The following is a 24,977-nucleotide window of genomic DNA, read 5'->3' as shown; positions in this document are numbered from 1 at the left end:
TCATCCGAGTGAGTGCAGGCTGAACGCGGCGAGGAAGCCCAGCGTGGCGATGAGTCCCGAGTAGACAGCGGCGTTCTCGAAGGCCTCCGGGATCATCGTGTCGGTGATCATCGCGAGGATCGCCCCCGCGGCCAGCGCGTTGACAAAGGCAAGCACGCTGGCGGGCGCGCCGTCCAGGAGCAGATAGCCGGCCAGCGCCGCCAGTCCCGAGGCGACCGCGATACCGCCCCACACGCCGAACACGTAGCCGGGCCGGCGCCCGGCCCTCTTCATGCCGGCCGTGCTGGACAGCCCTTCGGGGACGTTGGAGATGAAGACCGCGGCGAGCATCGGCACGCTGAGGCCACCTCCGGTGAGGAAGCTCAGGCCGAGGACCATCGACTCGGGGATGCCGTCGATCAGGGCGCCGATGGCGATCGCCGCGCCACTGTCCGAATCCGACGGCTGCTGCCCGCCCGAGCGCTTACGGTGTCGCGCGCCGCGGCGGGCCAGCAGCAGATTCAGTCCCACGTAGACCAGAGCGCCCACGAGGAAACCCAGCGCCGTGGCGGCCAGGCCGCCCTGGTCCATCGCCTCCTCCACGAGCTCGAACGCCAACGCGGAGATCAGCACGCCCGAGCCGAAGGCCATCACCACGGCGACCACGCGCGCGGGCACTGCCACGAGCCAGGCGATCGCGCTCCCGAGGAGGAGTGCGCCGCCGGCGAGAAGTCCGGCACCGCCGGCCGCCAGCCATTCGGGCATCGTCGGGCTCCTTCCGGCAAACGGGGTCGTCCGCTGGTCGAGCGTAGGCCCGCGCGACCGAATCCCCGTGACGATTGGTCGGAGATCCGGGTTTCCGCAGCGCGTGTGCTGGGCGAACGTGAGTCGGTGAGACCACTCGGCGAGCTGCTTTCGGAGGGACTCTCAGGCCGTGATGACGTCGAGGAGGTCGCGGTCTACGCCAGCACCTTCCGGAGGAACTCCACCGTCAGTTCGCGCGCTCTCCGGCTCTCCGGTGCCAGCCCGTCGAGCACGGGGAAGGCGTGGACGGCCGTGTGCCAGCGGTGCGTCTCGACCGTGCGCCCGGCAGCGTGGAGGCGTTCAGTCAACGCAAGCGCACCCCCCTCGACGAGCTCGCCTGCAGCCAGTGTGATGAACGTGGGCGGAAAGGCCTCCGGGTCCACTTCGAGCATGGACCGCGCGCCCCGGATGTCGGCCGGCCCGCGCGACCACAGGGCCTGGGCGCGCTGCACGGTCCTCGCCGGCTGGTAGGCATCGCGGGTGAACCACGAGCCGTCGCGGACCTCGCGATCGAGATCGAACAACGGCGAGTACCCCACCATCGCGGCAGGCGCCCGCACGCCGTCGAGCGCTGCCAGTTCGCAGATCTTGGCGGCGAGGAACCCACCGGCCGAATCCCCGGCCACCACGATCCGATGATCGTCGGGCAGTTGCTCGGCGAGGCAGCGGTAGGCGGCGTAGACCTCGTCGATCAGCGAAGCCAGGTCCACCTCGGGAAGCTTGCGGTACCGCACCGCGTGGACCGGGGCGTCGAGGTGGACGGCGAGACTCGAGCACAGCCGGGCGTGCGTGCCCGGACCGCAGAACACGAACGCCCCGCCGTGGAGGTAGAGCACCGACACGTCGGAGCCGGCAGCACCCGACCGCGGTGTCGTGGTGACCACCGGGACACCGCCGAGCGAACCCGACTCCACTGCGACACCCGGAGCCTGGGGCAGCCGGGCGAAACCCCGCTCGACGGCGCCCAGGCCACGGATGCCGGACTCGGTCAACGGCCACGCCCGGTACACGTGCCGCAGCGTCGCGCGGGAGCCCCAGTAGAGGAACCGCGCCGTCGGGCTGGGGGAGCGGTGGGTGGTGACGGCGTCGCGGGTCGTCAAGGTCATCGCCGGGCGGGCCCGTTCGTGCGCAGCAGCTTCTTCTGCACCCGCCGGCCCTGCGCGGCGAGCAGCGGCAGCGCCGATGAGCCGAGTCGCGGGAACGCCGCGCCCAGCCGGGCGATCGCCCCGCGCCAATGCGGGATCGCCGTGACGGGCCGCGGCTTGTCGAGCACCTTGCCGACCGCCTTCACCACGTCCTCGGGCTGGAGCAGCACACCGGAGAAAGACAGTGCCGCCTGCGGATCCTCGAGCTTGTCGTAGAGCATCGGCGTCCAGATGCCGTCCGGGCACACGCACGAGATGTCGATGTTCTTCACCCCGGCCAGCCGCAGATCGGCCACGGTACTGCTGGAGAATCCCATCACCGCGTGCTTGGACGCCGCGTACACGGCCTCACCGGGAACAGCCGAGATGCCGGCGAGCGATGCGATGTTGATGATGTGGCCACCGGGGCCCGGGCCGGCGCCGCCCCGCATCGCGTCGATCGCCGCGACCGTGCCGTTGATCGTGCCCAGCGCGTTGACGTCCAGGTGCAGCTTGCGCAGCTCCTCCGACTGCTCCCACGCTGGCCCCGTGACCAGCACGCCGGCGTTGTTCACCCACACCTTCAGCGACCCGGCCGCGGCGATCAGCTCATCGCGCGCCCGCTCGACCTGCGTGTGCTCGCGCACGTCGACCTCAGCCCAGAGCGCCCCACGCCCGATCTCCGCGGCCGCGGCGGAGGCGGCCTCGCCACTGAGATCGGTGACCATGACCAGGTACCCGCGATCGGCCAGCAGTTCGGCGATCGCCCGGCCCAGCCCGCGACCAGCACCCGTGACGAGGGCGCCGGGCCGTGTTGTCGTCGTCGTCACTTCTCGTCCTTCAGACCCGACTCGATGCGGCCGTACGAGATCCCGCCGTGGCAGTACGTGGGCACCACGGGCCAGAACCGCTTCCACGGCGCCAGCTCGGTCGACGGCAGGATCTGCAGCCAGCGCGGATCGGCCGGGCACGTATCCGCCATGGTCTTCTCCTTGATCATGGAGTCGTACTGATCCAGCGCGTCCTCGAGGGTGTTGGCGTTGGGGCAGATCTCGCGACCGTACTGCTCGCGGTAGCGGCGCACGCCCGGGATCTTCGACAGCTCCGGCTGCCAGTTGTCCAGCGAGATGCCGTTCTCCGAGGACACCCACACGCCGTCCGGGGTGTTGATGACCAGCGAATGGTTGCCGTCTGTGTGGCCGGGCGTCCACAACAGGGCGATGCCGGGGCCGAGCTCGATGTCGCCGTCGAAGAGTGCGAACTTGCTCGGGTCCACGCCGCCGAGGCCGTCCTCGACGTACCAGGCCCACTGCATCGGGTGCAGGTCCTGCAGGGTCGCCAGCTCGCGGCGGTGCACGAGCATCCTCGCGTCGCCGAACAGCGGTTCGCGCGGGGCGGAGTCGCCGGGGATCGTCTCGGTGGAGCCGAGGATCATCCGCGGGTCCTGCACGTGCAGGTGGTCGAACGTGCAGAAGTCCACGTCCGCAGGCGTCAGGCCCACCTTGGCCAACGCCACGTCCGGCTCGTTGAAGTACTTGAGGATCACCTTGCTGGCGAGCTGGCCGCCGGGGATCTTGTCGACCATCTTCTGCAGGTTGTTGTAGAACGGCGCCTCGGCCGAGCCGGCGGGAACGGTCGGCTCGAACACCAGCGTGCGGGGGCGGCCGTTGAAATCGTCGTACTGCACCACGACCATGCGGTTGATCATCGTGATGAGCGGCAGGCTGGGCACCGACACGGCGTTGTCGAACGCGTAGTTGACCGGGTACGGCGCACCGGCCACGTCGACGGACTTCACGGCGCGCACCTGCCCCTGCTGGACGAAGCGCTGCTTGTACTCGGTCGCGGCGGCGCGGATCGCGCGAAGACGCTCGCCGCGGGGCCAGATGTCGTGGACCCCGTCGAACTCGGGGATAGAGCGGGCACCGATCTCCTCGAGCGTCGTCGCGGTGCCCGCCTGCGGGGTGTGCTGCTGCGTGGTCATCGTTCCAGGATCGGATGGCCGCCGTCAGAAAACTTGTGTCAGCGCGACAACCTGGCCTGGTGGCGGAGCCGCCTGGGGGAGACGCCGAACCACCGCCGCACCGCGTGGCTGAGCGTGGCCTGTTCGGCGAAGCCCACCAGGTCGGCGATCTGCGTGAAGGACAGGTCGGTGGTGGTGATGTACCGGTGCGCGCGGTCGCGGCGCAGGTCGTCGACGATCTGTCCGAAAGAAGTGCCGACGACGACGAGGCGCCGCTGAAGAGTCCGCGGATGGAGATGAAGCGTCCTCGACACCTCCGAAAGTGAAGGAATGGAGCCGGGAAGGCTCTCGCTCACGATCCGGCGGATCTGGGTCGCGATCGAGTCCGCGGGGTCCGAGTAGGCGCCGGCGAGGTGCTCGACCGCAGCCCGGCGGATCTCCTCGTCCGCGGTCTCGAAGGCCGAGTCCAGCACACGGGCGTCCACGCACAGGGCGGCCACCGGCCGGTCGAACTTCACGTCCGCCGAGAAGAAGTCGAGGTATCGGTTCACCGGGGACAGCGGCCCGTGGGGGATCTCGACCGACCGCAACCCGGTGGACCGGCCCAGCAGCTGCACGGCGACCCGGTAGAACACGCCCAGGCCGAGTTCGACGGCCTGCGGCGAGTACGGCGACTCGGAGACCTCCTTGCGGTACGTGAGCGCCACGACCCCGCGCCGGCCCCAGGGGTCGTCGTCCACGCCGATGGTCAGGACCGGGCTGTGGACGAACAGGAAGCGGGCGGCCGCGTCGAGCGCCTCGGTCGCGGTGGCCGACGTGCGCACCGCGCGGGCCACCGGACCGAGGATCGTCAGGTCCTGCCGCTCGGCCAGCCGCAGGCCCAGGTCCGGGCAGTGCAGCTCGGCCGCGGCGGCGTCGAGCATCCGGTCGTGCGCGGTGATCGACAGCAGCCCGTCGTCGTGTTCGAGGACGTCCGCCGCGATGTCGAATCTCTCGAGCAGACGGCCTGGGTCGCCGCCGAGTTCGGTGACGAGCGCGTCGAACCCGCGCAGGCTGGCCGCGCGGATCAGCGGCTGCACGACGGCTCCCGGGTGGTCACGGCACCTACGCTACGGCTCCCGGGTCACGCGGCGGCCCTCCGCGCTGCGACTTACGGTGCCTCGGGCGGTACGCCCCCGGGACCCCCGGCCCCCGGCACGCCATCGCCGCCGGAGCCACCGGATCCGCCGCCGGGGCCGGAGGACTGTTGCTGGGTCACGCTGCCAGCGTAGTCGTCGGTCGGGTCGCGGTAGATGGTGTGGACGTGGCCCCAGCCGGAAGTCGTCACGCCGTCGACATCCGCCCCGGCCGAGCCCTGCTGGGCGGCGAACTCGATGTAGACGTCCGGGCCGGAGATCTGGAAGTAGATACCGTCGCCGGTGGACATGTCGTACTCGGTGGCGCCCGACCAGTTGATGTACGTGGTGTCGAGGGTGGCCTCGATATCGGTGAGCGTCGCCGCGGTGGTCTCCTCATCCGCCATGCCGGCCCAGTTCGCGATGACCCCCAGCAGCAGGCTCTTCTGCTCGTCCGTGAGATCTGCTCCGAGTAGACCGGTGCCGGTCGGGAAGTCGCAGGTACCGCCGGGTGCGCACACCATCGACTCGACCTGTTCGCCCTGGTAGAGCGCCTCGCGCTGCTCGTCGGTCAGGCTGTCGAAGAACGCGAACGCCGAGGAGTAGATCGCATCGAACGACTGGATCTCCTGCCCGCTGGCGTCCGTGTAGACCGCGGGCTGCACGCCGAGGTGCGTAGGAGCGAAGGTGATGGAGTTCTCGGCGCCGTTCAGATCGGCGTTGATCCCGAGGTGATGGCCACCGAACTGGACCGCCCACGCCTCCGTGTCGGACGGGTCACCGAAGATCGCGATGTAGTACTGGCCCAGCGAATCCTCGGAGCTGGTGCTGTTGTCCAGCAGATACTGGTCGCCGTTCATGATGCCCACGACCGTCTGGTACGCCTCGTCGTTCAGCAGGCCCTCGAGCACGCCGAGGGCGGCGGACTTCTGCTCGTCGGTCAGCTCTGCCAGGTTCAACCCGGCGCGCTCGACAAAGGTCACGGGGAAATTGGACCAGGAGGTGGACCTGGTCTCGTCGTCGTAGCCGTAGGTCAGCGTCTCGACCTGCTCGTCGGACAGTGTGGCCATGAACGCCTCCGCGGCGGTCCGGGTGGCGGAGATCGTCTCGGTCGTGGTGGTCGCGTCCACGGAGGACGACGATGAGAAGCCTGCCCCCGATACAGACGTCTGCTCAGTGGAGGTCTGGGCCGTCGCCACCATCGCGGCATCGTCGGGGCCTCCCGGGGCGCACGCGGTGAGTGTGAGCCCGCCGATCAGCGCGAGCGAGGCGAGGTGGAGGGCGCCCCGGCGGCGTGGCCGGCGGGCTCTGGTCGATGCGGTGGTGTGCTTCATGAAAGCGACACTATGAACGGCGCCTGCAGGGTGACTGGATGTCACCTTCGGGTTGGCTGTGAGTTCTTCTCTTGCCGGCGGCAAAAATTACGCGGCCCGTGCCGGCTCCCGCCGCCGAGCCGTGACCGCCGTCACGCGTCGCTTATCCTGTGGCCATGAAGCTGGATCTGACAGTGCTGGCGATCCCCGGGTTCGTCGGGTCGATGGTCGCCGAATACGCGTGGCAGAAGCGTCACCCCGCCGAGGACGCGCGGGCCGGCGACTACGAACTCGCCGACACTTTGGCCAGCCTGTCGATGGGAATCGGGAGCCTGATCGCCCCGTACATCACCGACAAGATCCTGGCGCCGCTCACCCCGCGAACCGGCCGGTACGCCAAAGCCCTCATGGGCCTGACCGTGGCCGCCGCGGCCGCGACCACCGCCGGCGACGTGATCCGCCGAAACCGCAGCACCGGGCTGCTGGAGGCGGGTTCGGTGACGGAGTCGTCGTCCGGCTCGGCCCCGGCCCCGGCCTCGGTCGGTGAGCCCGCCGCGGCGCTTCCGCCCGCACTACGCCGGATCACCGGCGCTTCCGCGGTCACGGCGGTGGCCTCGACCGTCGTCACCGCGTCCACGTTGTGGAGCGCGCAGACCGCCGCCAAGAAACTGTTCGCCCGCAGCCCCCTCGACCTGGGGTCGGGGCCGTTGGCCTACGCCGCTGCGATTCTCGGATGGGACCTCATCTACTACTGCAACCACCGGCTGTCGCACGAGAGCCGGTGGCTGTGGGCCATGCACGTCGTGCACCACTCGAGTGAGCGCTACAACCTGTCGACCGCGCTGCGCCAGCCGGTGGCCGAGGCGCTGACCGTGTCCGTGCCGTACGGGCTGCTGTCGCTGCTGGGGGTTCGGCCGGCGATCGTGCAGGACGCGCGGGCGGTCAACCTCATCTACCAGTTCTGGATCCACACCGAGGCCGTGCGATCGATCGGGCCGCTGGAGAAGGTGTTCAACTCGCCCTCGGCACACCGCGTGCACCACGGCAGCAACCGCCGCTACCTCGATCGCAATCACGGCAGCATCCTCATTGTGTGGGATCGGCTGTTCGGGACCTACGAGCCCGAAGGGGAGCGGGCCGTCTACGGCCTGACCACGAACATCGACACGTTCAACCCTCTGCGGATCGCCACGCACGAGTGGGGCGCGATCGCCCGCGACGTGTTCCGGTCGCGCACCTGGCGGGATCGCGCCAGCTATCTCGTTCGCGGACCCGGCTGGGCGGGTGCTCCGAGGGACTGATCCCTCGACAACTGTGCGCGTCAGTGGAGATGGAACTCGACCATCGGGATGGAATCCGCATCCTGGCCGAAGTCGTCCACCAGTACCTGGCGTAGGAGCTTCCATGACATCGGATGCAGTGTTTTATAGCGAGCGAGCGCTGCCTCGGAGTCGGCTGCCGAGAGCAGTCTGGCCGTGGCGGGGCGGCGGCGGATGGTGCCGGAGCTGACCCGGCACCTCGGATCGGCCTCCAGGTTCCGGTACCACTGGGCGGATCGGCCGAAACCACTCGCGGCCACCAGGACATCGCGTGCCGGCCGCTCGGCGACCTCGATGCAGACCTGTCTGGGCAGGCCGGACCTGCGGCCGGTGTGCTCGAGCAGCATCAGCCGTGAACCGAGTAGCCACCCCAGCCCGTACCGATACAACAGGATCGGGGAGCGGGCGGCTCGCCTGTTCCGGAGAAAGGCTGCCATGATCGCGCGCGGGAATTGCCCCATGGCCCGAGTGTGGCATGCGTCACCGACGGTCGTCAGATGACCGGGCAGGTCGCCGTTCGTGACCCGGCGGCGAACTCGTCGAGTGTCCCGTGCCGCCCCAGCGGCAGCATGAGCGGCCGGCCGGACGTGGGGTCCGGGATCACCTCGCACTCGAGTCCGAACACCGCACGGACCGTCTCTGCCGTGAGCACCTCGTCGGGCGGCCCGGCGCTGTGCACGCGGCCATCGGCGATCGCGACCAGGTGGTCGGCGTAGCGGGCGGCCAGGTTGAGGTCGTGCAGGACCATCACGATGGTCGTCCCACGGTCGCGGTTGAGGTCCACCAGCAGGTCGAGCACCTCGACCTGATGCGCCACGTCGAGGAAGGTCGTCGGCTCGTCGAGTAGCAGCAGATCCGTCTGCTGGGCCAGGGCCATCGCGATCCACACGCGCTGGCGCTGGCCGCCGGAGAGCTCATCGACCGCCCGGTCCGCCAGCTCGAGCGAGCCGGTGGCCTCCAGCGCGGCGGCGACGGCCTCGTCGTCGTCCCTACTCCAGCGCGAGAGCATCCCCTGGTGCGGGTTGCGGCCGCGCCCCACCAGATCGGACACGGTGATCCCCTCCGGCGCGAGGGGCGACTGGGGGAGCAGCCCGAGCGTGCGGGCGAGTTCCTTGGCGGGCATCCGGTGCACCCTCTTGCCGTCGAGCAGCACCTGGCCCGCGCTCGGCGTGAGCAACCGCGACATCGACCGCAGCAGCGTGGACTTGCCGCACGCGTTCGCGCCGACGATCGCGGTGAGGCGGCCGGCCGGCACCTCGAGATCCAGATCGTGGATGACGGTGCGCTCGCGGTAGCCGAGGGTGAGCTCTTCGGCGTGCAGCGTGTGGTCGGCGGTCACAGTGAGCCTCCGGTGCGGTTGGTGCGGGCGATGAGGTAGACGAGGTACGGGGCGCCGAGCGCGCCGGTGACCACGCCGACGGGGAACCGGGTGTCGAAGGCGAACTGCCCCACGAGGTCGGCGCCCAGCACCAGCACGACCCCCACCAGCGCGGCCGGGATCAGCGGCGAGCCGTGCGGGCCCACGATGCGGGCGGCGATGGGGCCGGACAGGAACGCCACAAAGGCGATCGGGCCGGTGGCGGCGGTGGCGAACGCGATCAGCCCCACGGCGGCCACGATGAGCAGGATCCGCGTGCGCTCGGTCCGGACGCCGAGCGCGGAGGCGGTGTCGTCGCCCAGACCGAGCATCGACAGGTCGCGCGCCTTGAGTAGCAGAATCGGCACGCACACCAGACACGCCGCGAGCACCAGGACGACGCTGTCCCACGAGGCGCCGTTGAGGCTGCCGGTGATCCAGCGCATCGCCTCCTGCAGCTCCCACTGCGGCGCGGATTTGAGGATGTAGTTGGTGACGGCGTCCAGCGTCGCCGCGATCCCGATGCCGATCAGCACGAGCCGGGTCCCCACCACACCGCCCCGGTACGCCAGGACGTAGATGAGGAGTGCCACCGCGATGCCGACGACGATCGCGAACACCGACACCTGCGCACCGCCGAGCCCCAGGATGACGATCGCGAACGCCGCCGCCGCACTGGCGCCCGAGCTGATCCCGATGATGTCGGGCGAGGCGAGCGGGTTGCGCAGCATGGTCTGGAAGGTCACGCCGCCGATGCCGAAGCAGATCCCGGCCAGCACGGCGAGCACGGCCCGCGGCAGGCGCAGGCGCCCGACGGTGAACGACGCGCCGGCCACGTCCTGCCCGAGGATCACACCGAGCACCTCGGCGGGGGAGTAGACCGTCTTGCCGACCATCAACGTCGTGGCGAACAGGACCACGGCGACGAGCACCATCGCGCACAGGACGATCCGCCGGCGGCGCCCTCGACTGCGTCGGCCGCCGGCCACGATCTCGACGCCCGACGGGCGCACCGGCGTCAGCGTGCTCACAGTTCCCTGACCTTCTGACGACGCACGATCGCGATGAGCACGGGCGCCCCGACGAGTGCGGTGATGATGCCGACGTCGATCTCGGCGGGCCGGGCGATCACGCGCCCCAGGACGTCCGAGGCGGTGACGAGCACGGCGCCGGTGAGCGCGGAGAACGGCAGCAGCCAGCGGTGGTCCACCCCGACGAGCAGGCGGCAGACGTGGGGGACGATGAGTCCGACGAAGGCGATCGGACCGGCCACGGCGGTCGCGGCGCCGCACAGCAGCACCGCGCCCAGGGCGGCCAGCGCGCGCGTGAGCAGGACGCGTTCGCCGAGTCCGGCGGCGAGATCGTCGCCCAGGGCCAGCGAGTTGAGCGGCCGCGCGGCGAGGAGACAGATCGCCGTGCCCACCACGAGGAACGGCAGGACCTGCTCGATCGCCTCGGAGCTGGCGCCGCCGACGCCGCCGATCTGCCACGAGCGGACGCCGCCGGCGATGTCCCCTCGCGGTAGCACGACGGCGCTGATGAACGACGACGCCGCCGCCGACGTCGCGGCCCCGGCGAGGACCAGCTTGAGCGGGGTGGCCCCGCCGCGCCCCAGCGAACCGACGATGTAGACGAACACGGCCGCGATCGCGGCGCCGGCGATCGCGGTCCAGATGTAGCCGGAGTAGGTCCACAGCCCGAACCACGCGATGCCGGTCACCACCGCGAGGGAGGCGCCCATGGTCACGCCGAGGATGCCCGGGTCGGCGAGCGGGTTCCGGGTGACGCCCTGCATGACCGCCCCGGCCAGGCCGAGCGCCGCGCCGACGAGCAGGGCCAACGCGGTGCGGGACAGGCGCTTGGTCACGGCCGCGGCGCCCAGGCCGTCGGTGGAGCCGCCGAGCGCGGCGCTGATCTCGTCCCACGTCACCGCGCGCGATCCGATGGTGACCGAGAGGATGACGACGACGACGAGGACCGCGATCACGACGAGGAGCCAACACAGGCGCACGCGGGCCGGGCGGCGGACGGCGGCGACGCCCGCAGCGGACGGCGGCGTGATGCTGCCTGCTGCGGGCGCCGGCCGGGTGACGGTCACCGGTCGGTCACTTACCGGTGCCGGCGGCCTCCGCGAGCTGCGCGACGTAGTCGTCGAGCACCCACGAGATCGCCAGCGGCGTGGGGTTGGCGGCGGTGCCCATCGGGCCGTTGCCGTCGAGGAACACGATCGCGTCGTTCTTGACCGCCGGCATCTGCGACAGCAGCGGATCGGCGCGGAGGGTCTCGACGAGCTCCTGGTCGCCGTAGGTGACGATCAGCTCGACGTCGTCGAACCGGTCCAGCTGCTCGGCGCTGATGCTGCCGGAGAAGCCTCCGGCCTCGGACGCCTCGGCCACCGCGGCGGGCGTATCCAGGCCGAGGTCGGAGAAGAACGCGGCGCGGGTGTCGTTGGCGGTGTAGAAGTTCACCGTGCTCAGGTCGGTCGGATCCACGTGCGTGAGGAACATGGTCTTGGTGCCGGCCAGGTCCGGGTACTGCTGGGCGGCCTCGGAGATCTCGGTCTCGAGATCGGTCACGAGGGCATCACCCTCGGCCTCGAGCCCGAGTCCCTGGGCGTTGAACCGGATCACGTCCCGCCACGAGGTGGCCCACGGGTCCTCGGGGTAGGCCACGACCGGCGCGATCTCGCTGAGGGTGTCGTAGTCCTCCTGCGTCAGGCCCGAGTAGGCGGCGAGGATGACATCCGGGTCGGTGTCGGCGACCGCCTCGAAGTCGATCCCATCGGTCTCGTCGAACAGCACCGGCGGCTCCGCGCCCATCTCGTCGAGCTTCTCCTCGACCCACGGGAGCATGCCGTTGCCGTCGTCGTCACCGAAGTTGGCGGCGGCCATCCCGACGGGGACGACGCCCAGCGCCAACGGCACCTCGTGGTTGGCCCACGCGACCGTGGCCACACGCTCCGGCTGCTCCTCAATCGTGGTGGTACCGAGCGCGTGCTCGATCACCACGGGGTAGTTCTCCGACGACCCGGCCGCGGACGCGCTGTCGGACTGGTCGGCGTCGGAGGCGCCACATGCGGACAACGCCAGGGCCGCCGTGGCGGAGATCAGGAACGGGACAAGACCACGAGAACGCATAGGGCGGCTCTCTCACTCTCAGGAGATGGGACACGGCCCCCACACACCCGGGGGTGTTAGGTGAGGCTGGCCTAAAACCTTACGACTGGCCTGCGTCCGTGCGCAATCAGTTGATCCGGACGTCGTCTATCGCGATCCGGACACCTCAGGGACGGGGGAGCCGCCGGGCGAACGCAGCTGGCCCGGCGTGAGGCCGGTCGTCCGCCGGAACGAGGCGCCGAACGCGCTCGCCGAGCGGTACCCGACCCGCAGGGCCACCTCGTCGACCGTCATGCCGCCGCCGAGCAGTAGGGCGGCGTGCTGTGCGCGTAGTGCCGCGTGCCACGCGCCGAAGCTCAGGCCGGTCTCCGCGCGGAACGCGCGGGTCACCGTCCGCTCGCTCACGTCGAGCCGCGCGGCCCAGTCGGCGAGAGTCCGACTGTCACCGGGGTGCGCCTCGAGGGCGGCCACGATCGGACGCAGGAGTGCGTTGGTCGGCTTCTGCACCAGGAGGGCGTCCGGGGAGGGCTCGAGCAGGTCGAACACCATGCGCTCGGTGAGATCGCGCGAGTCGGCCGTCAGCGCCGTGTCGACCAGGCGTTCCAGCACGAGTGTGAGCAGCGGGGTCACCTCCACCGCCACAGGTTCGGTCGGGAGCGGGGAGGCGGTCCGCACGTCCACGTGCGCGGTCCGGTACCACGTGCCCGCCGCCGCCCGTGCGGAGTGCATCATTCCCGCCGGGATCCACAGTCCCACCGACGGGGTGATGGTCCACGTGCGCGACCCGATGGTGGCGCTGGACGCGCCGCGCCGGTTCCACAGCAGCTCGTGCGTGGGGTGGGAATGCGGCTCCCACTCGGTGTCCCGGTCGACCAGCTCGTCCATCCCGGTGATCACGAACGGCATCGCTGTCTCGCCCGCCGCGTACGCCGGCAGCGTCCGCCTGTCGATCCCGGGCCGTTCTGCGGTGCGCGTTGCTGCCATGCGCTGATTCTGCACCACCGGCGCGGGCGAGCGGTTCCCGTCGGGCGGCTACCGCCTGAACAGTCGCGCGAAGAAGCCGCCCTCACCCGGCTCCCCGGCATGGCCCTGGCAGCGGTCCGATCCGGGGACTCCGGCCATCACCTGGTCGACGTGCATTCCGCAGCCCGCCCAGGTGGTCTTGCCGCATTTGTGACACTTCACAGCTCTACACATGGTGTTTCTCCTTGGTTGATTGTTGTGTGGTGGGCCGCCGCCGCAGCGGGCAGTGGTCGGTGGTGAACAGGCACAGTGCGGCCGTGAGGAGCACCGCCGCGACGACGACGGCGACGAGAACCGTCCGCGCGACGCCGTGCAGTTCCTCGGCCAGCACGAACACGCCCATCGCCAGGACCACGTAGCCGAAGGCCCGGCGCACCGCCCGCTCCGAGACGCGCGAACTCATCGCCACGCCGGCGAGCGACCCGGCGACCGACGCCGCGGCGATCGCCGCGACCAGCGGCCAGTCCAGGCTCACCGAGGTCAGGTAGCCGCCGAGGCCCGCGAAGGACTGCATGCTGATCACCAGTAGTGAGGTCCCCACGGCGGCGGCCATGGGTAGCCCTGCGAGGAGGGCGAGCGCCGGGACGACGAGGAAGCCGCCGCCCGCCCCGACGAGCCCGGTGGCGGCGCCCACGAGGAGGCCGTAGAGCGGCACGCGCCACGGTGCTCTCACGGGGCTGTCGGTTCGGCCCGGCTCCTCGCGCCGTCCGCGGAGCATCGCGACGGCGGTGGCCAGCATCATCGCCGCGAACGCGACCATGAGGACGGTGCCGGGGACGTGCCCGCCGGCCAGGCCGCCGCCGAACGCACCGACCATGGCCGCCGCCCCGAATCCCAGTCCGGCCCGCCAGCGCACGTGTCCCCTGCGCGCGTGCCCGACGAGACTCACCACGGACGTCGTCCCCACCACGACGAGTGAGGTGGGGATCGCCTCGTGGGGTGCGAGTCCGCCGACGTAGGTGAGCAGCGGGACCAGCAGGATCGAGCCGCCGCCGCCGAGCAGGCCCAACGACAGTCCCACCAGCACGGACAGCGCGACAACCAGGATCAGCATCGGGTCCATGGCCGGGCTCAGGCGCGGACGGTGTCGCGGGTGAGCCAGCCGGCGTAGCTGCCCTCCAGTTCGGCCACGCGGTGACCGGCCCGTCGAAGGGCACTGGCCGCGACCGAGCTGCGGGTGCCGCTCTGGCAGTAGGTCACGATGAGTCCGTCCTCCGGTAGCCGGTCGAGGTTCCACAGCACGCGGCCGGCGCTGAGCTGCGCGGAGCCGGGGATGTGGCCCGCACTGTGCTCGTTGGCGTTGCGCACGTCGAGCAACAGCGCCTGGTCCGGCGCGCCCAGTTGGTCGGCCGTGATGACCTCGGGGGAGACCGTCGGCAGCCCGTCGAGGCCGGTGAGGTAACCGGCGATGGCGTCGATGCCCACCCTGACCAGGTGGTCGCGCGTCGCGGCGGCCTCGTCGGCGTCGGCGGCCAGCAGGACCAGCGGCCGCGACTCGCGGTCGGGGTCGTAGGCCCAGGCGCCGTAGGTGGCGGCCTTGTCGGGGCCGGGGATGTTGAGGGAGCCGGCGACGGTGCCGCCGTGCACCTGGTCGGCCGCCCTCGTGTCGACGACGACGAGTTCTCCCGCGGCGACGGCACCCGCGACCTCGTCCGGGTCCAGCAGGACGGGGTTCGCCAACTGCCCGAGCAGCGCCGGGCCCCGGGTGTTCTGCCGCTTCATCCGGCCGAAGTAGGCGTGCGCGTCCGGCTGGCCGTCCAGCAGTTCGGAGATGAAGCCCTCCTCGTCGTCGTCGGCGACATACCCCGCCCACCACGCGTGGCGCCGCTCGTAGCCGACCGTGGTCGACGGCAACGCCCCGAGCGCCTTGCCGCACGCACTGCCCGCGCCGTGGCCGGGGAAGACCTGGACGTGGTCGGGCAGCGCGACGAAGCGCCTGAGGCCGTCGAAGATCTGCGCGGCGCCGCCGAAACGGGTGTCGACACCGCCGGCGGCCTCGTCGAGCAGATCCGGACGGCCGACGTCGCCGGCGAACACGAAGTCGCCGGTGAGCATGTAGCCGGGCTCGTCGGCGAACGCGCCGTCGGTGATGAGGAAGGACAGGTGTTCGGGGGTGTGGCCCGGCGTGTGGACGGCGCGGGCGGTGATGTTGCCCAGCGTGATCTCGTCGCCGTCGTACAGGCGGGTGGCCTCGAACCCGTACTGCCAGTCCTCGCCGCCCTCGCCGGAGACATACATCCGGGCGCCGGTTGCCGCCGCCAGCTCGCGCGTGCCGGACAGGAAGTCGGCGTGGATATGCGTCTCGGCGACCGCGGTGATGGTCATCCCGTGGGAGGCCGCCAGCGCCAGATGGGCGCGGACGTCGCGGCGGGCGTCCACCACGAGTGCCTCGCCCGTGGCCTGGCAGCCGATCAGGTACCCGGCCTGGGCCAGGTCGTCGTCATAGATCCGTTCGAGAAGCATCGCGTCCTCCGTCTGGTGGGCCGGGCGGCGACGGGGCCGACCCGGCGGTCGGGGTGGTGACAACGACGAATCTACATACCCCTATGGGTATCCGCAAGATACGGGGCGGGGTATCCGATGACGCGAGCTCGGTGCCGTCGATCGCCGGGCACGGGTCCGGGTAACGCGCATCACTTGACGCGCGCCCGGGAATGGTGGTCGGGTAGGGTGCGTTGGTTCCCGCGTGCGGCGTCGTGCCGCCCGGGCTTTGTACTCTTTCCCGCAGTTCGTATTTCATAAGGACGACCCGTGACGTCTCAGTCCACTGCCGCCGACCACAGCAGCAGTTCCGAATCCACCCGACTGCCTGCAGCCACGATCCGGCTCATCGCGCTGCTCGTCGCGGCCGCGTTCGTCGTGATCCTCAACGAGACCATCATGTCCGTGGCGCTGCCCGACCTGATGGTCGAGTTCGAGGTCACCGCGGCCACCGCGCAGTGGCTCACCACGGCCTTCATGCTCACGATGGCCGTGGTCATCCCGTTCACCGGGTGGATGCTCGTGCGGCTGCCGCTGCGGACCGTCTTCATCATCGCGATGAGCACGTTCACCGCCGGTACGGTGCTGGCGTCGCTGGCGATGGTGTTCCCCATGCTTGTCGCCGGGCGCGTGGTGCAGGCCGTCGGCACGGCCATCATGATGCCGCTGCTCATGACCACCGTCCTCAACGTCGTGCCCGCTGAGCGTCGCGGTCGGACGATGGGCGTCATCTCCATCGTGATCGCCGTGGCTCCCGCCATCGGGCCGACCGTCGGCGGCGTGGTGCTGGACTCGCTGAGCTGGCGCTGGATGTTCTGGTCGGTCCTGCCGATCGCCGTGCTGGCGCTGATCGCCGGCGGCGCGCTGATCCGCAACGTCACCGAGAACCGAGACGTCCCGCTCGATGTCTTCTCGGGCGTCCTGTCGGCTCTCGGCTTCGCCGGCCTGATCTACGGCCTCAGTTCGATCGGCGAGGCCGCCATGGGCAATGCGCTGATCTCCCCGTGGATCCCGGTGATCGTCGGTCTGCTCTCGCTCGCGGTGTTCGTGTGGCGCCAGCTCGCGCTCAAGGACAATGCGCTCCTCGATGTGCGGGCGTTCGCCTCGCCCACCTTCACCGTCGCCCTGGTGCTCATGCTCATCGCCATGATGTCGCTGTTCGGCGTGCTGATCCTGCTGCCGATCTACATGCAGCAGGTGTTGGGCTCGACCACGCTCGAGGCCGGCCTCGCGCTGCTGCCGGGCGGCCTGGTCATGGGCGTCCTCGGCTGGTTCGTGGGACGGCTCTACGACAAGGTCGGTCCGCGCCCGCTGATCATTCCCGGATCGATACTGGCCTCCGCCGGCCTGTGGGGCATGACGACCCTCGGTGCCGATTCCTCGCTCGGCATGGTGGTGGCCTTCCATGTGACCCTGACGTTCGGCCTCGCGCTGTTGTTCTCGCCGCTCATGACCTCGGCGCTCGGGTCGCTCCCGCCGCACCTGTACTCCCACGGCTCGGCGCTACTGACCACACTGCAGCAGGTCGCCGCGGCGGCCGGTACCGCCCTGTTCATCACCGTGATGACGCTCGGTCAGGTCGCTGGCGGCGAGGGTGGCGAAGACGCCTTGGCGGCTCAGATGAACGGCGTCCACAACGCCCTGATCGCCGGCGCCGCGATCTCGCTGATCACCGTGATCGGCGTGTGGTTCCTGCGCAACACCGCCCAGACCGAGGCCCCCGCCGCGGAAGCACTGGCCGAGGAGGCCGCCCACGCGGACCGCTGAGTCCCGGTACCCCTCGGTGATTCACCGGGGGGTTTGTGAAGGGCTGCGACCTCGAGGCGGCGTCCCGGGCGGCGCGTAGTCCGGAGCCGGGGAGGGGACCGGCGGGCGCCTGTTCGGGTCCACCCATGTCATCCGGAAATCGAGCCAGTCGCACCACTGGGCGAGTTCGGTGCGGGTGAGCCCGTGTCGGCGGCACACCTCGTCGGCGTGTAGGCCGCCGTCCATGTACTCGCTGACGACCCGTGCCATTCGGGTCTCTTCTTCATCTGCCGGTTGCATGGACCCTGTCTATCCCACGTGTCCGACATCGATGCCAGCCGTGCTGTGGTGACCGTCCGGGCGGCGGCCTCATCGGTGTCGGCGTCGTCGCGGTTTCTCTTTCTCTCTTCTTGACTCGGCCCCGCCTTCGTGTCACTGTATTAAGTACCTAATACAGCAACACGGAGGGGAGCGGCGATGCATTTCGACACCTCGTCCCCGATCTGGGTGCAGCTCGTCGGGGAGTTCTCGCGGCGCATCGTGACCGGGGAGTGGGCGGCGGGCGAGAAGATGCCCGGCGTCCGCGAGTTGGCGGCCGACCTCGGCGTCAACCCCAACACCGCCCAGCGGGCACTCGCGGAACTGGAACGGCTCGAGCTGTGCCGGTCCGAGCGGGCCACCGGGCGGTTCGTGACCCACGACGACGCCCGCATCGACGAGGTCCGCGCCGACCTCGCCACCGACGCCGCCGACGAGTTCGTCCGCCGCGTCCGCGGCCTTCGGATGGCGCACGACCAGGCCCGGGCACTACTCGACAAGAGATGGGACAGCCATGAGCACCACACCACTGACATTCCGGATGGCGGAGGAGCCTGACATGAGCGAGAACACCGCCCACCACGCCGACCCTTCCCCCCACGCCGATCACGACGCACTCATCGAGGTCTCCGGCCTGACGATGAGCTACGGCCCGACCCGCGCCCTCGACGAACTGACCATGACACTGCGGCCCGGCCGGATCGTGGGGCTGCTCGGCGAGAACGGCTGCGGCAAGACGACACTGCTCAAGATCCTCGCCGGCGTGCTGTCCGGATACTCGGGCGACGTGCGCATAGCCGGCCACGCCCCGGGCCCCGAGTCCAAGGCGCTCGTGTCCTTCCTGCCGGACACCAGCTTCCTGCCCGATTCCGCCCGGGTGACCTACTGCCTGGGCCTCTACAACGACTTCTTCGCAGACTTCCAGCTCGAGAAGGCGCGCGATCTCATCGGCTTCTTCGGCCTGAGCGAGACCTCGCGACTCAAGGAGATGTCCAAGGGCATGCGCGAGAAGGTGCAGATCGCGCTGGCCATGTCCCGCGACGCCCGCGTCTACCTGCTGGACGAGCCGATCTCGGGCGTCGACCCGGCCGCGCGCGACCTGATCGTGGACGGCATCGTGCGCAACCTCTCGGAGGACTCGCTGCTGCTGATCTCCACGCACCTCGTGCACGACCTCGAGCCGATCCTCGATGCCGCGGTGATGATGCGCCACGGCCGGGTGCTCCTGCAGGGCGACGCCGACGACCTGCGCCAGAACCACTCCGCCAGCCTCGACCAGATCTTCAAGGAGACGTACCGATGACCACCACACTGCTCAAGCACGAGTGGCTGCGTACGCGCGGAGCACTCGGCATGTACTTCGGCATCACCGTCCTGGTGGGGCTCCTCGGAAGCCTGCTTGGCGCGTCGGGCTGGTCGGTGTTGTCCGTGCTCGGGCTGCTGCTCGCTTTCCTCGCCGTGTTCGTGCTGGTACCCGGCGTCCAACTCCTGCTCGTCGCCGACTACTGGCGGTCGGGCTACGGGCGGACCGGGTACTTCACGCAGTCGATCCCGGTGCGCGGTGCCACCATCTTCCGGGCAAAGCTCCTCTGGGCGGTGCTCGTCTCGCTCGCCGCTGCCATACTCACCGCCCTGCTCGGCTGGATCGTGTGGTGGGCCGTGGCGATCAACTCGGGTATCACGTCGCCGTCGGTCGCGGTGATCGGCGACATCATGGCGGACCTCGCGGAGATCGCGCCCGCCTGGATGATCGTCGCGGGTGCGGTTCTGATGCTCGCCTCGTTCCTGGTGTGGCCGATCTACTACTACTTCGCCGTCTCCGTCGGTCACGAGAACCGTTTCGCGGGAATGGGTGCCGCGGGACCGATCGTGGTGTTCGTCGTGCTCTACGTCGGCATGCAGCTGGCGTCCCTCCTCGGCATGGTCGCGATCCCGCTCGGCATCGGGATGGAGGGCGACCGCCTGGGCCTGGTCTCGTTCAACGTTCTGGACGAGATGACCGTGGGCACCGCCAACAGCGAGGCGATGCCCATCGGGTTCCTGGCGACCATGGGGCTCATCCTGGTGTTCTGCGCCTGGCGCACGGTCCGATCCTGGAATCACAAGGTAGCCCTGCGCTGATTCGACCTACGCTGACCCACCGTGAGCTGGCCGGCCCCGTCATCGCCGAGAGCGTTCCGCACGCATCGCCCGAGAGGGAAGTGTGCGGAACGCTCTTCGCGTTGCCGGGGCGTCCGCGGTCGTACAGTGAACCGCTGATCGTCGCAGGCCGCCGGGCCCCCGGCACATCAGCCAGGACGTGCGCGTTCGGCCGACCCGGCGCGAGGGTTCCGTAGACGAACAGCTGCTCGGGCATCGGAGTCTTCTCCTGTTGCAGGCCGACCGTTGCGATCACTCTGCCACCACCGCCCAGCCGCTGGTCATCTCGGTGAGGAACTCCGGAAGTCGCCGCAGGATCCGGTTCTGCTCGGCCCGCTCGCGGAACACCACGCCGAGCACCTGCTTGGCCTCGGCTGGCCGGTCCTGGACCAACTCGCGATAGCGCGGTACGAGGTCCTGCTCGATGTACTCCCAGCGCGGCCCGCGGTCAGCCCAGTTGAACGCCGGCAGCGGGGTGTGGACGGTCATCGGCCGCCCGTCCACCTGCGCCTGCACGGTCAGTGGCCGAAACTGTCCGAGACTACGGGCGCCGGGGATGTCGGGGCTGCCCCCGACGGTCGTGATGTAGGTCAGCACGCGCCCCACATCGTCGCGGCCCAACACCGCGTCGCGGCCCGCCGCTGTGCTCCCGTCGCGGCCCGCCGCGGTGGCGTCCCACTGGTCGGCGATGATCTGGTTCTGCTCGCGCGACGCCATCCGTACCAGCGCCTCGGCCAGGTTCGCAGGACCGCCGGCGTCGACCATGCGCCAGGCGTCGACCACGTACCCGTCATAGGCCCCGCCCGCCGCGAGCTCCTCGACGGCGGGCAACCCCTCGGCGGCGTACGCCTCGTGCGCGGGAATCATGTCCATGAAGATGTGTCGCTGCATCACCAACAGGCGGTGCAGGTACCAGTCGATGTCCGCGCGGGTGAGCGTTGGGCCGACCGTGGCCAGCAGTCGGACATCCTCGGGCATCTCGCGTGCGAGTTCCCACGGAAGGTCGTTGAGCGCGCCGCCGACGGCGGCGCCCAGCTGGTGCACGGCCGGCACGGTGAGCAGCTGTCCGACCTCCTCGAGATCCCAGAAACCGGCGGCGAACGACATCCCCGCGAGCCCGGCCATCCCCGTCCAGAAGTAGTCGTCGCGCGAGTTCGCCAGCCGCAGGTAGTTCACGTACACCTTGTCGACGTTCTCGAGGTTGGCGGCGAGCCCGCGCTCGGGCACCCAGTGTTGTAGGTCGATCCCGGCTTTCTCGGCACCCACCGCGAGCCAGTACTGGCGCGCGAGCGTGGCGTAGCGCGCAGGATCGACTCCCGACCCGCGTGCGCAGTCGAGCATCGGCCGCAGCGTCGCGCTGTCGGTCGGCAGGGACGAAGCGAAGCCGCCACTCCATTCTCCGTGGGGATTGTCCTCGACCACGTCGAGCGAGGCCGCGGCCGGCGTCGAGTAGGGGACCGGTGGGTCCCCGGCCGCCGCCGGCGCGGCTCCGATTGTCGCCACCATCGCGACGACGACGACGAGCTTCGCCACCCACACCCCGGTCACTCCGGCCATGTGCCCACCACCTCGAATCTGTGTTGGATGTCACATATATCCCATGCGGTGGGTGCTGTGGCTCTGTTCGCGCGAGATCGGCGGTCGAGGGGCGTTGGGTCGCGGAGAGTGGGGTCGCGCGGTGGACTGCGGTCAGTCGGTGCCGTCCGCCAGTAGCCCGTAGAGCCGCTTGCGTAGTGCGACGAGCTCGTCGGTGGCCGCGGCCCCGATCGCCTCATCGCCCGTCTGGGCCACCGCGCGAACCGCCATCGCGGCATCGCCGAAGGCCTTCCACAACTCGGCATTCCCGCCGAGCCGCGAAGCGGCCTCCTCCGTGGCGTCGTCCCAGGGGGCCGGGCGGTCCGCCAGCTCGTCAACCTCGGCCCGGCCGGCATCGGTGAGCTGGTAGTGCTTGGGCCCTGCGTCCTCGGCGGGGCCGATCAGTCCCTCGTCCTCGAGGAGGGCGAGGGCCGGGTACACCGCTCCGGAGCTGGGGCGCCAGGTTCCGCCGCTACGCTCCGCGAGCTGGCGGATGATGCCGTAGCCGTTCATGGGGCCCTCCGCGAGGAGTAGCAGGGTGCCATGGCGGACGTCTCCGCGGCGCCGTCGCCGGGACGGCCCGCGCCGCCCACCGTGGCCCTCCCCGAACCGGCCCGCCCCACCGAAGGGGCCATCGGGTCCGAACGGCCCGCCGGGACCGAACGGCCCGCCCGGGCCGAATGGCCCACCGGGGCCGAAGGGGCCGCCGGGGCCCCCGTGCTCACCGTGGCCGTGCGGCCGCCCGTGGCCATGGCCACGGCCGCCGCGGCGCGGGTGGCCGCCCCGGCGGTGGCCGGCGAATCCGCCTCCATCGCCGTGTCCGGACGGGCCGAAGCCCTCCGGGTTGAACATGACGTCGTTGCTTCGCATCGAACGTCTCCTCTCGTGTTCTGGGTGCCCTGATGGCACCTGGCTGGATACGAGTATCAACGACATCTAGAAGAATGTCAACGACATATCGTTAACTGACGTCAGTGGGATTGGTTCCCGGGATGGACAGGACAGTATCCGCCTGCGGGAACAAGCAACGATGACCGTGCGTTAACCAACTACGAGTGATTCGTCGGTATCCCGGCGGGGCCTCTCGACAACCGACCTCCCCCGACACACCCGAAGGGACCCCGATGCGCAAGAGCAGCAACCCGGTCTTCAGCTCACTGTCAGAGTCGAGCGCCAAGGGCGCCACACAGTTCGGTGGCGCCGGGCAGGCCGCCTTCCAGCAGGGTCAGTATGGCCAGCAGGGCTTCGGCGCGCAGCCCGGCTACGCGGCACAGCAGCCGCAGTTCGCCACCGACGACCGCCCCATGACGATCGACGACGTCGTTTCCAAGACCGGGATCACCCTGGGCGTCATCGGCGTGATCGGCATCATCGCCTACTGGCTGTCGATCTCGGCGGGATTGGCCATGCCGCTGCTGCTCGTCGGCGGCATCGGCGGGTTCATCACCGTTCTGGTCGCCACCTTCGGCCGCAAGATGGACTCGGCGCCCGTCACCCTGGTCTACGCAGCGTTCGAAGGTCTGTTCATCGGCGCCGTCTCGCACGTGTTCACCATGAACATCGCGGGTGCCAGCGCCGGGGTCGTGATCGGCCAGGCCGTGCTCGGCACGTTCGGCGTGTTCGCCGGCATGCTGTTCGTCTACAAGACCGGCGCCGTCCGCGTGACCCCCAAGTTCACGCGCTTCATGACCGCCGCGATCATCGGCGTCCTGGTACTCATGCTCGGCAACTTCGTCGGCGCGATGTTCTTCGGCTTCAACCCGCTGCGTGACGGCGGCACCATCGCGATCATCTTCTCGCTGGTGTGCATCGGCCTCGCCGCGTTCAGCTTCCTGATGGACTTCGACAATGCCGACCGCCTCGTGCGCGCCGGCGCCCCCGCGAAGATGGCCTGGGGCGTCGCCCTCGGTCTGGCCGTGACCCTGGTCTGGCTGTACATCGAGATCCTGCGCCTGATGAGCTACTTCCGCGACTGACCTCGTACGCGTCCGGGAACGCCGAGGCCCCACCCGGGGCCCGCCTCAACCCGGACTGAAACCGCACGGCCTCGGCCCCCATCAGGGAGCCGAGGCCGTGCGCCGTTTCACGGGAGGCCTTGGGTTCGACCGGTGGCCTGGTGCGTCGGCTGCGTCTCACGGGTGGCGTCGGCAGCGCGGCTGACGGCACTGCGGCTGATGGCACCGCGGCCGACGGCCGACGGTCGAGGGGAGCGGCCCCGGCCCCCTCGAGACAGGGAGCGGGGGCCGCTGTCATGTACCGCGCGCAGCGTGGCCGGCAGCAGTTCGATACAACGAAAAGAGCGTTCCGCTCACGCCCTCTCGGGAAACGTGAGCGGAACGCTCTTCGCGATGGCGGGTCGCACGTTGCCCGCCGCGCTGGGGATCAGCTGAGGCGCTCGAGCACCATCGCCATGCCCTGGCCACCGCCGACACACATGGTCTCGACGCCGAACTGCTTGTCCTCGGCCTGCAGGTTGTTGATGAGCGACGCGGTGATGCGGGCGCCGGTCATGCCGAACGGGTGGCCCAGCGCGATGGCGCCACCGTTGACGTTGAGCTTGTCCTCCTCGATGCCGAGCTCACGGGCCGAGCCGAGCACCTGTACGGCGAACGCCTCGTTGATCTCGAACAGGTCGATGTCGGAGATCTGCTTGCCGGCGATCTTCAGGGCGTTCTTGACGGCCTGGATCGGCCCGAGGCCCATGATCTCCGGCGACAGGCCGGACACGCCGGTGGAGACGACGCGCGCGAGCGGGGTGAGACCAAGCTCCTTGGCCTTGGTGTCGGACATGATCACCAGGGCGGCGGCGCCGTCGTTGAGCGGGCAGCAGTTGCCGGCCGCGACGGTGCCGTCGGGACGGAAGACCGGCTTGAGCTGCGAGATCTTCTCGTAGGTGGTGCCGGGCCGCGGGCCGTCGTCAGCGGTGACGACGGTGCCGTCGGGCATGGTCACCGGGGTGATCTCGTTGGCGAAGTGGCCACGCTCGACGGCCTCGACGGCGCGGTTCTGCGACCGCACGCCCCAGTGGTCCTGCTCCTCGCGGGTGATGCCGGTGATCTGCGCGACGTTCTCGGCGGTCTGGCCCATCGGGATGTAGACGTCCGGCAGGATGCCCTGGTCGCGCGGGTCGGTCCACACGTCGGCGCCACCCTCGGCGCGCTTGGCGGTGCGGGCCTCGGCGTCGGCGAAGATCGGGTTGTGGGTGTTCGGGATGTGGTCCGAGGTGCCGTACTGGAAGTTGGAGACGGTCTCCACACCGGCGGAGATGAACACGTCGCCCTCGCCGGCCTTGATCGCGTGCAGCGCCATACGGGTGGTCTGCAGCGACGACGAGCAGTAGCGGTTGACGGTGGTGCCGGGGACGGTGTCCATGCCGGCGAGCACCGAGACGACGCGGGCCATGTTGAAGCCCTGCTGGCCGCCGGGCAGACCGTTGCCCAGCATCAGGTCGTCGATCTGGGTGGGGTCGAGCTCGGGCACCTTGGCCAGGGCCGCCTTGACCATCTGGGCGGTGAGGTCATCCGAGCGGATGCCCACGAGGGAACCCTTGTTGGCGCGCCCGATGGGGGAACGGGCGTAAGAGACGATCACGGCTTCCGGCATGG

Annotated in this window: 25 protein-coding genes; 7 read left to right on the top strand and 18 right to left on the bottom strand. The window is 70.1% G+C overall.

All coding sequences use genetic code 11. The annotated features are described in order from the left end of the window. The 6 genes from ACWIFB_RS05515 to ACWIFB_RS05490 form a co-directional block, all read right to left on the bottom strand. Entirely contained in the window at window positions 1-744 is a 744-nt protein-coding gene (locus tag ACWIFB_RS05515) for a ZIP family metal transporter (protein ID WP_295647522.1), read from the bottom strand. A gap of 194 nt (window positions 745-938) precedes the next feature. Then, window positions 939-1,889, bottom strand: a complete 951-nt coding sequence (locus ACWIFB_RS05510; protein WP_454057586.1) for an alpha/beta hydrolase — start codon at window positions 1,887-1,889, stop codon at window positions 939-941. Then, window positions 1,886-2,737, bottom strand: a complete 852-nt coding sequence (locus tag ACWIFB_RS05505; protein ID WP_454057585.1) for an SDR family oxidoreductase — start codon at window positions 2,735-2,737, stop codon at window positions 1,886-1,888. The genes ACWIFB_RS05510 and ACWIFB_RS05505 overlap by 4 nt, the downstream gene beginning before the upstream one ends. Beyond that, a complete protein-coding gene (locus ACWIFB_RS05500) occupies window positions 2,734-3,891 on the bottom strand; it encodes a hypothetical protein (RefSeq protein WP_454057584.1) in 1,158 nt (385 codons plus the stop codon). The genes ACWIFB_RS05505 and ACWIFB_RS05500 overlap by 4 nt, the downstream gene beginning before the upstream one ends. Before the next feature lie 38 nt (window positions 3,892-3,929). After that, a complete protein-coding gene (locus tag ACWIFB_RS05495) occupies window positions 3,930-4,949 on the bottom strand; it encodes an AraC family transcriptional regulator (RefSeq protein ID WP_454057583.1) in 1,020 nt (339 codons plus the stop codon). Between the two features lie 71 nt (window positions 4,950-5,020). Further along, window positions 5,021-6,319 (bottom strand): DUF3500 domain-containing protein, encoded by a 1,299-nt coding sequence (locus ACWIFB_RS05490; protein WP_454057582.1) that lies wholly within the window; start codon window positions 6,317-6,319, stop codon window positions 5,021-5,023. Between the two features lie 155 nt (window positions 6,320-6,474). On the opposite strand from ACWIFB_RS05490, the gene ACWIFB_RS05485 reads away from it, so the two are divergent. Further along, entirely contained in the window at window positions 6,475-7,599 is a 1,125-nt protein-coding gene (locus ACWIFB_RS05485) for a sterol desaturase family protein (RefSeq protein ID WP_454057581.1), read from the top strand. Window positions 7,600-7,619: 20 nt separating this feature from the next. On the opposite strand, the gene ACWIFB_RS05480 is transcribed toward ACWIFB_RS05485, so the two are convergent. From ACWIFB_RS05480 to ACWIFB_RS05445, 8 genes are all read right to left on the bottom strand, one after another. Continuing rightward, window positions 7,620-8,078 (bottom strand): nitroreductase family deazaflavin-dependent oxidoreductase, encoded by a 459-nt coding sequence (locus ACWIFB_RS05480; RefSeq protein WP_454057580.1) that lies wholly within the window; start codon window positions 8,076-8,078, stop codon window positions 7,620-7,622. A gap of 32 nt (window positions 8,079-8,110) precedes the next feature. Next, window positions 8,111-8,956 carry an ABC transporter ATP-binding protein gene (locus tag ACWIFB_RS05475; RefSeq protein WP_452100328.1) on the bottom strand — a complete coding sequence of 282 codons (846 nt, stop codon included), beginning with the start codon at window positions 8,954-8,956 and terminating at the stop codon, window positions 8,111-8,113. Continuing rightward, entirely contained in the window at window positions 8,953-10,005 is a 1,053-nt protein-coding gene (locus tag ACWIFB_RS05470) for a FecCD family ABC transporter permease (RefSeq protein ID WP_454057579.1), read from the bottom strand. The genes ACWIFB_RS05475 and ACWIFB_RS05470 overlap by 4 nt, the downstream gene beginning before the upstream one ends. After that, on the bottom strand, window positions 10,002-11,072 hold the full coding sequence (locus tag ACWIFB_RS05465; protein ID WP_454057578.1) for a FecCD family ABC transporter permease: 1,071 nt from the start codon (window positions 11,070-11,072) through the stop codon (window positions 10,002-10,004). Before ACWIFB_RS05465 ends, ACWIFB_RS05470 begins: the two co-directional genes overlap by 4 nt. A 7-nt stretch (window positions 11,073-11,079) precedes the next feature. Further along, the gene (locus tag ACWIFB_RS05460) at window positions 11,080-12,111 is read right to left on the bottom strand and encodes an iron-siderophore ABC transporter substrate-binding protein (protein WP_452100325.1); all 1,032 of its coding nucleotides are present in this window, start codon (window positions 12,109-12,111) and stop codon (window positions 11,080-11,082) included. A 126-nt stretch (window positions 12,112-12,237) separates the two neighbouring features. Continuing rightward, a complete protein-coding gene (locus tag ACWIFB_RS05455; protein WP_452100324.1) occupies window positions 12,238-13,074 on the bottom strand; it encodes a helix-turn-helix domain-containing protein in 837 nt (278 codons plus the stop codon). 205 nt (window positions 13,075-13,279) lie between these two features. Next, the gene (locus ACWIFB_RS05450) at window positions 13,280-14,176 is read right to left on the bottom strand and encodes a sulfite exporter TauE/SafE family protein (RefSeq protein ID WP_454057577.1); all 897 of its coding nucleotides are present in this window, start codon (window positions 14,174-14,176) and stop codon (window positions 13,280-13,282) included. A gap of 8 nt (window positions 14,177-14,184) precedes the next feature. Beyond that, window positions 14,185-15,576, bottom strand: a complete 1,392-nt coding sequence (locus tag ACWIFB_RS05445; protein ID WP_454057576.1) for an MBL fold metallo-hydrolase — start codon at window positions 15,574-15,576, stop codon at window positions 14,185-14,187. A gap of 288 nt (window positions 15,577-15,864) precedes the next feature. On the opposite strand from ACWIFB_RS05445, the gene ACWIFB_RS05440 reads away from it, so the two are divergent. From ACWIFB_RS05440 to ACWIFB_RS05425, 4 genes are all read left to right on the top strand, one after another. Beyond that, entirely contained in the window at window positions 15,865-17,361 is a 1,497-nt protein-coding gene (locus ACWIFB_RS05440; RefSeq protein ID WP_454057575.1) for an MDR family MFS transporter, read from the top strand. A 456-nt stretch (window positions 17,362-17,817) separates the two neighbouring features. Continuing rightward, window positions 17,818-18,216, top strand: coding sequence for a GntR family transcriptional regulator (locus tag ACWIFB_RS05435; protein WP_452100320.1), 399 nt, complete (start codon window positions 17,818-17,820; stop codon window positions 18,214-18,216). A 1-nt stretch (window position 18,217) separates the two neighbouring features. Next, window positions 18,218-18,961 (top strand): ABC transporter ATP-binding protein, encoded by a 744-nt coding sequence (locus ACWIFB_RS05430; RefSeq protein ID WP_452100319.1) that lies wholly within the window; start codon window positions 18,218-18,220, stop codon window positions 18,959-18,961. Then, window positions 18,958-19,779: a hypothetical protein gene (locus tag ACWIFB_RS05425; protein WP_454057574.1), complete on the top strand. Its 822-nt coding sequence runs from the start codon at window positions 18,958-18,960 to the stop codon at window positions 19,777-19,779. Before ACWIFB_RS05430 ends, ACWIFB_RS05425 begins: the two co-directional genes overlap by 4 nt. On the opposite strand, the gene ACWIFB_RS05420 is transcribed toward ACWIFB_RS05425, so the two are convergent. From ACWIFB_RS05420 to ACWIFB_RS05410, 3 genes are all read right to left on the bottom strand, one after another. Further along, entirely contained in the window at window positions 19,715-20,014 is a 300-nt protein-coding gene (locus ACWIFB_RS05420) for a gamma-glutamylcyclotransferase (protein ID WP_452100317.1), read from the bottom strand. The two genes, ACWIFB_RS05425 and ACWIFB_RS05420, sit on opposite strands and share 65 nt — an antisense overlap. 35 nt (window positions 20,015-20,049) lie before the next feature. Next, complete coding sequence (locus ACWIFB_RS05415) at window positions 20,050-21,354, bottom strand: hypothetical protein (protein WP_454057573.1); 1,305 nt, start codon at window positions 21,352-21,354, stop codon at window positions 20,050-20,052. 132 nt (window positions 21,355-21,486) lie between these two features. Beyond that, entirely contained in the window at window positions 21,487-21,909 is a 423-nt protein-coding gene (locus ACWIFB_RS05410; RefSeq protein ID WP_454057593.1) for a PadR family transcriptional regulator, read from the bottom strand. A 6-nt stretch (window positions 21,910-21,915) separates the two neighbouring features. Here ACWIFB_RS05410 and ACWIFB_RS05405 point away from each other — a divergent pair, with 6 nt between their 5' ends. Further along, window positions 21,916-22,275 (top strand): hypothetical protein, encoded by a 360-nt coding sequence (locus ACWIFB_RS05405; RefSeq protein ID WP_454057594.1) that lies wholly within the window; start codon window positions 21,916-21,918, stop codon window positions 22,273-22,275. Window positions 22,276-22,496: 221 nt separating this feature from the next. Next, window positions 22,497-23,348, top strand: coding sequence for a Bax inhibitor-1/YccA family protein (locus ACWIFB_RS05400; protein WP_452100314.1), 852 nt, complete (start codon window positions 22,497-22,499; stop codon window positions 23,346-23,348). Between the two features lie 406 nt (window positions 23,349-23,754). On the opposite strand, the gene ACWIFB_RS05395 is transcribed toward ACWIFB_RS05400, so the two are convergent. Then, on the bottom strand, window positions 23,755-24,975 hold the full coding sequence (locus ACWIFB_RS05395; protein WP_230930702.1) for an acetyl-CoA C-acetyltransferase: 1,221 nt from the start codon (window positions 24,973-24,975) through the stop codon (window positions 23,755-23,757). Between the last annotated feature and the right edge of the window lie 2 nt (window positions 24,976-24,977).

It is taken from the genome of Dietzia sp. NPDC055340 (assembly GCF_053645335.1).
This window is presented reverse-complemented; position numbering and strand designations above follow the sequence as displayed.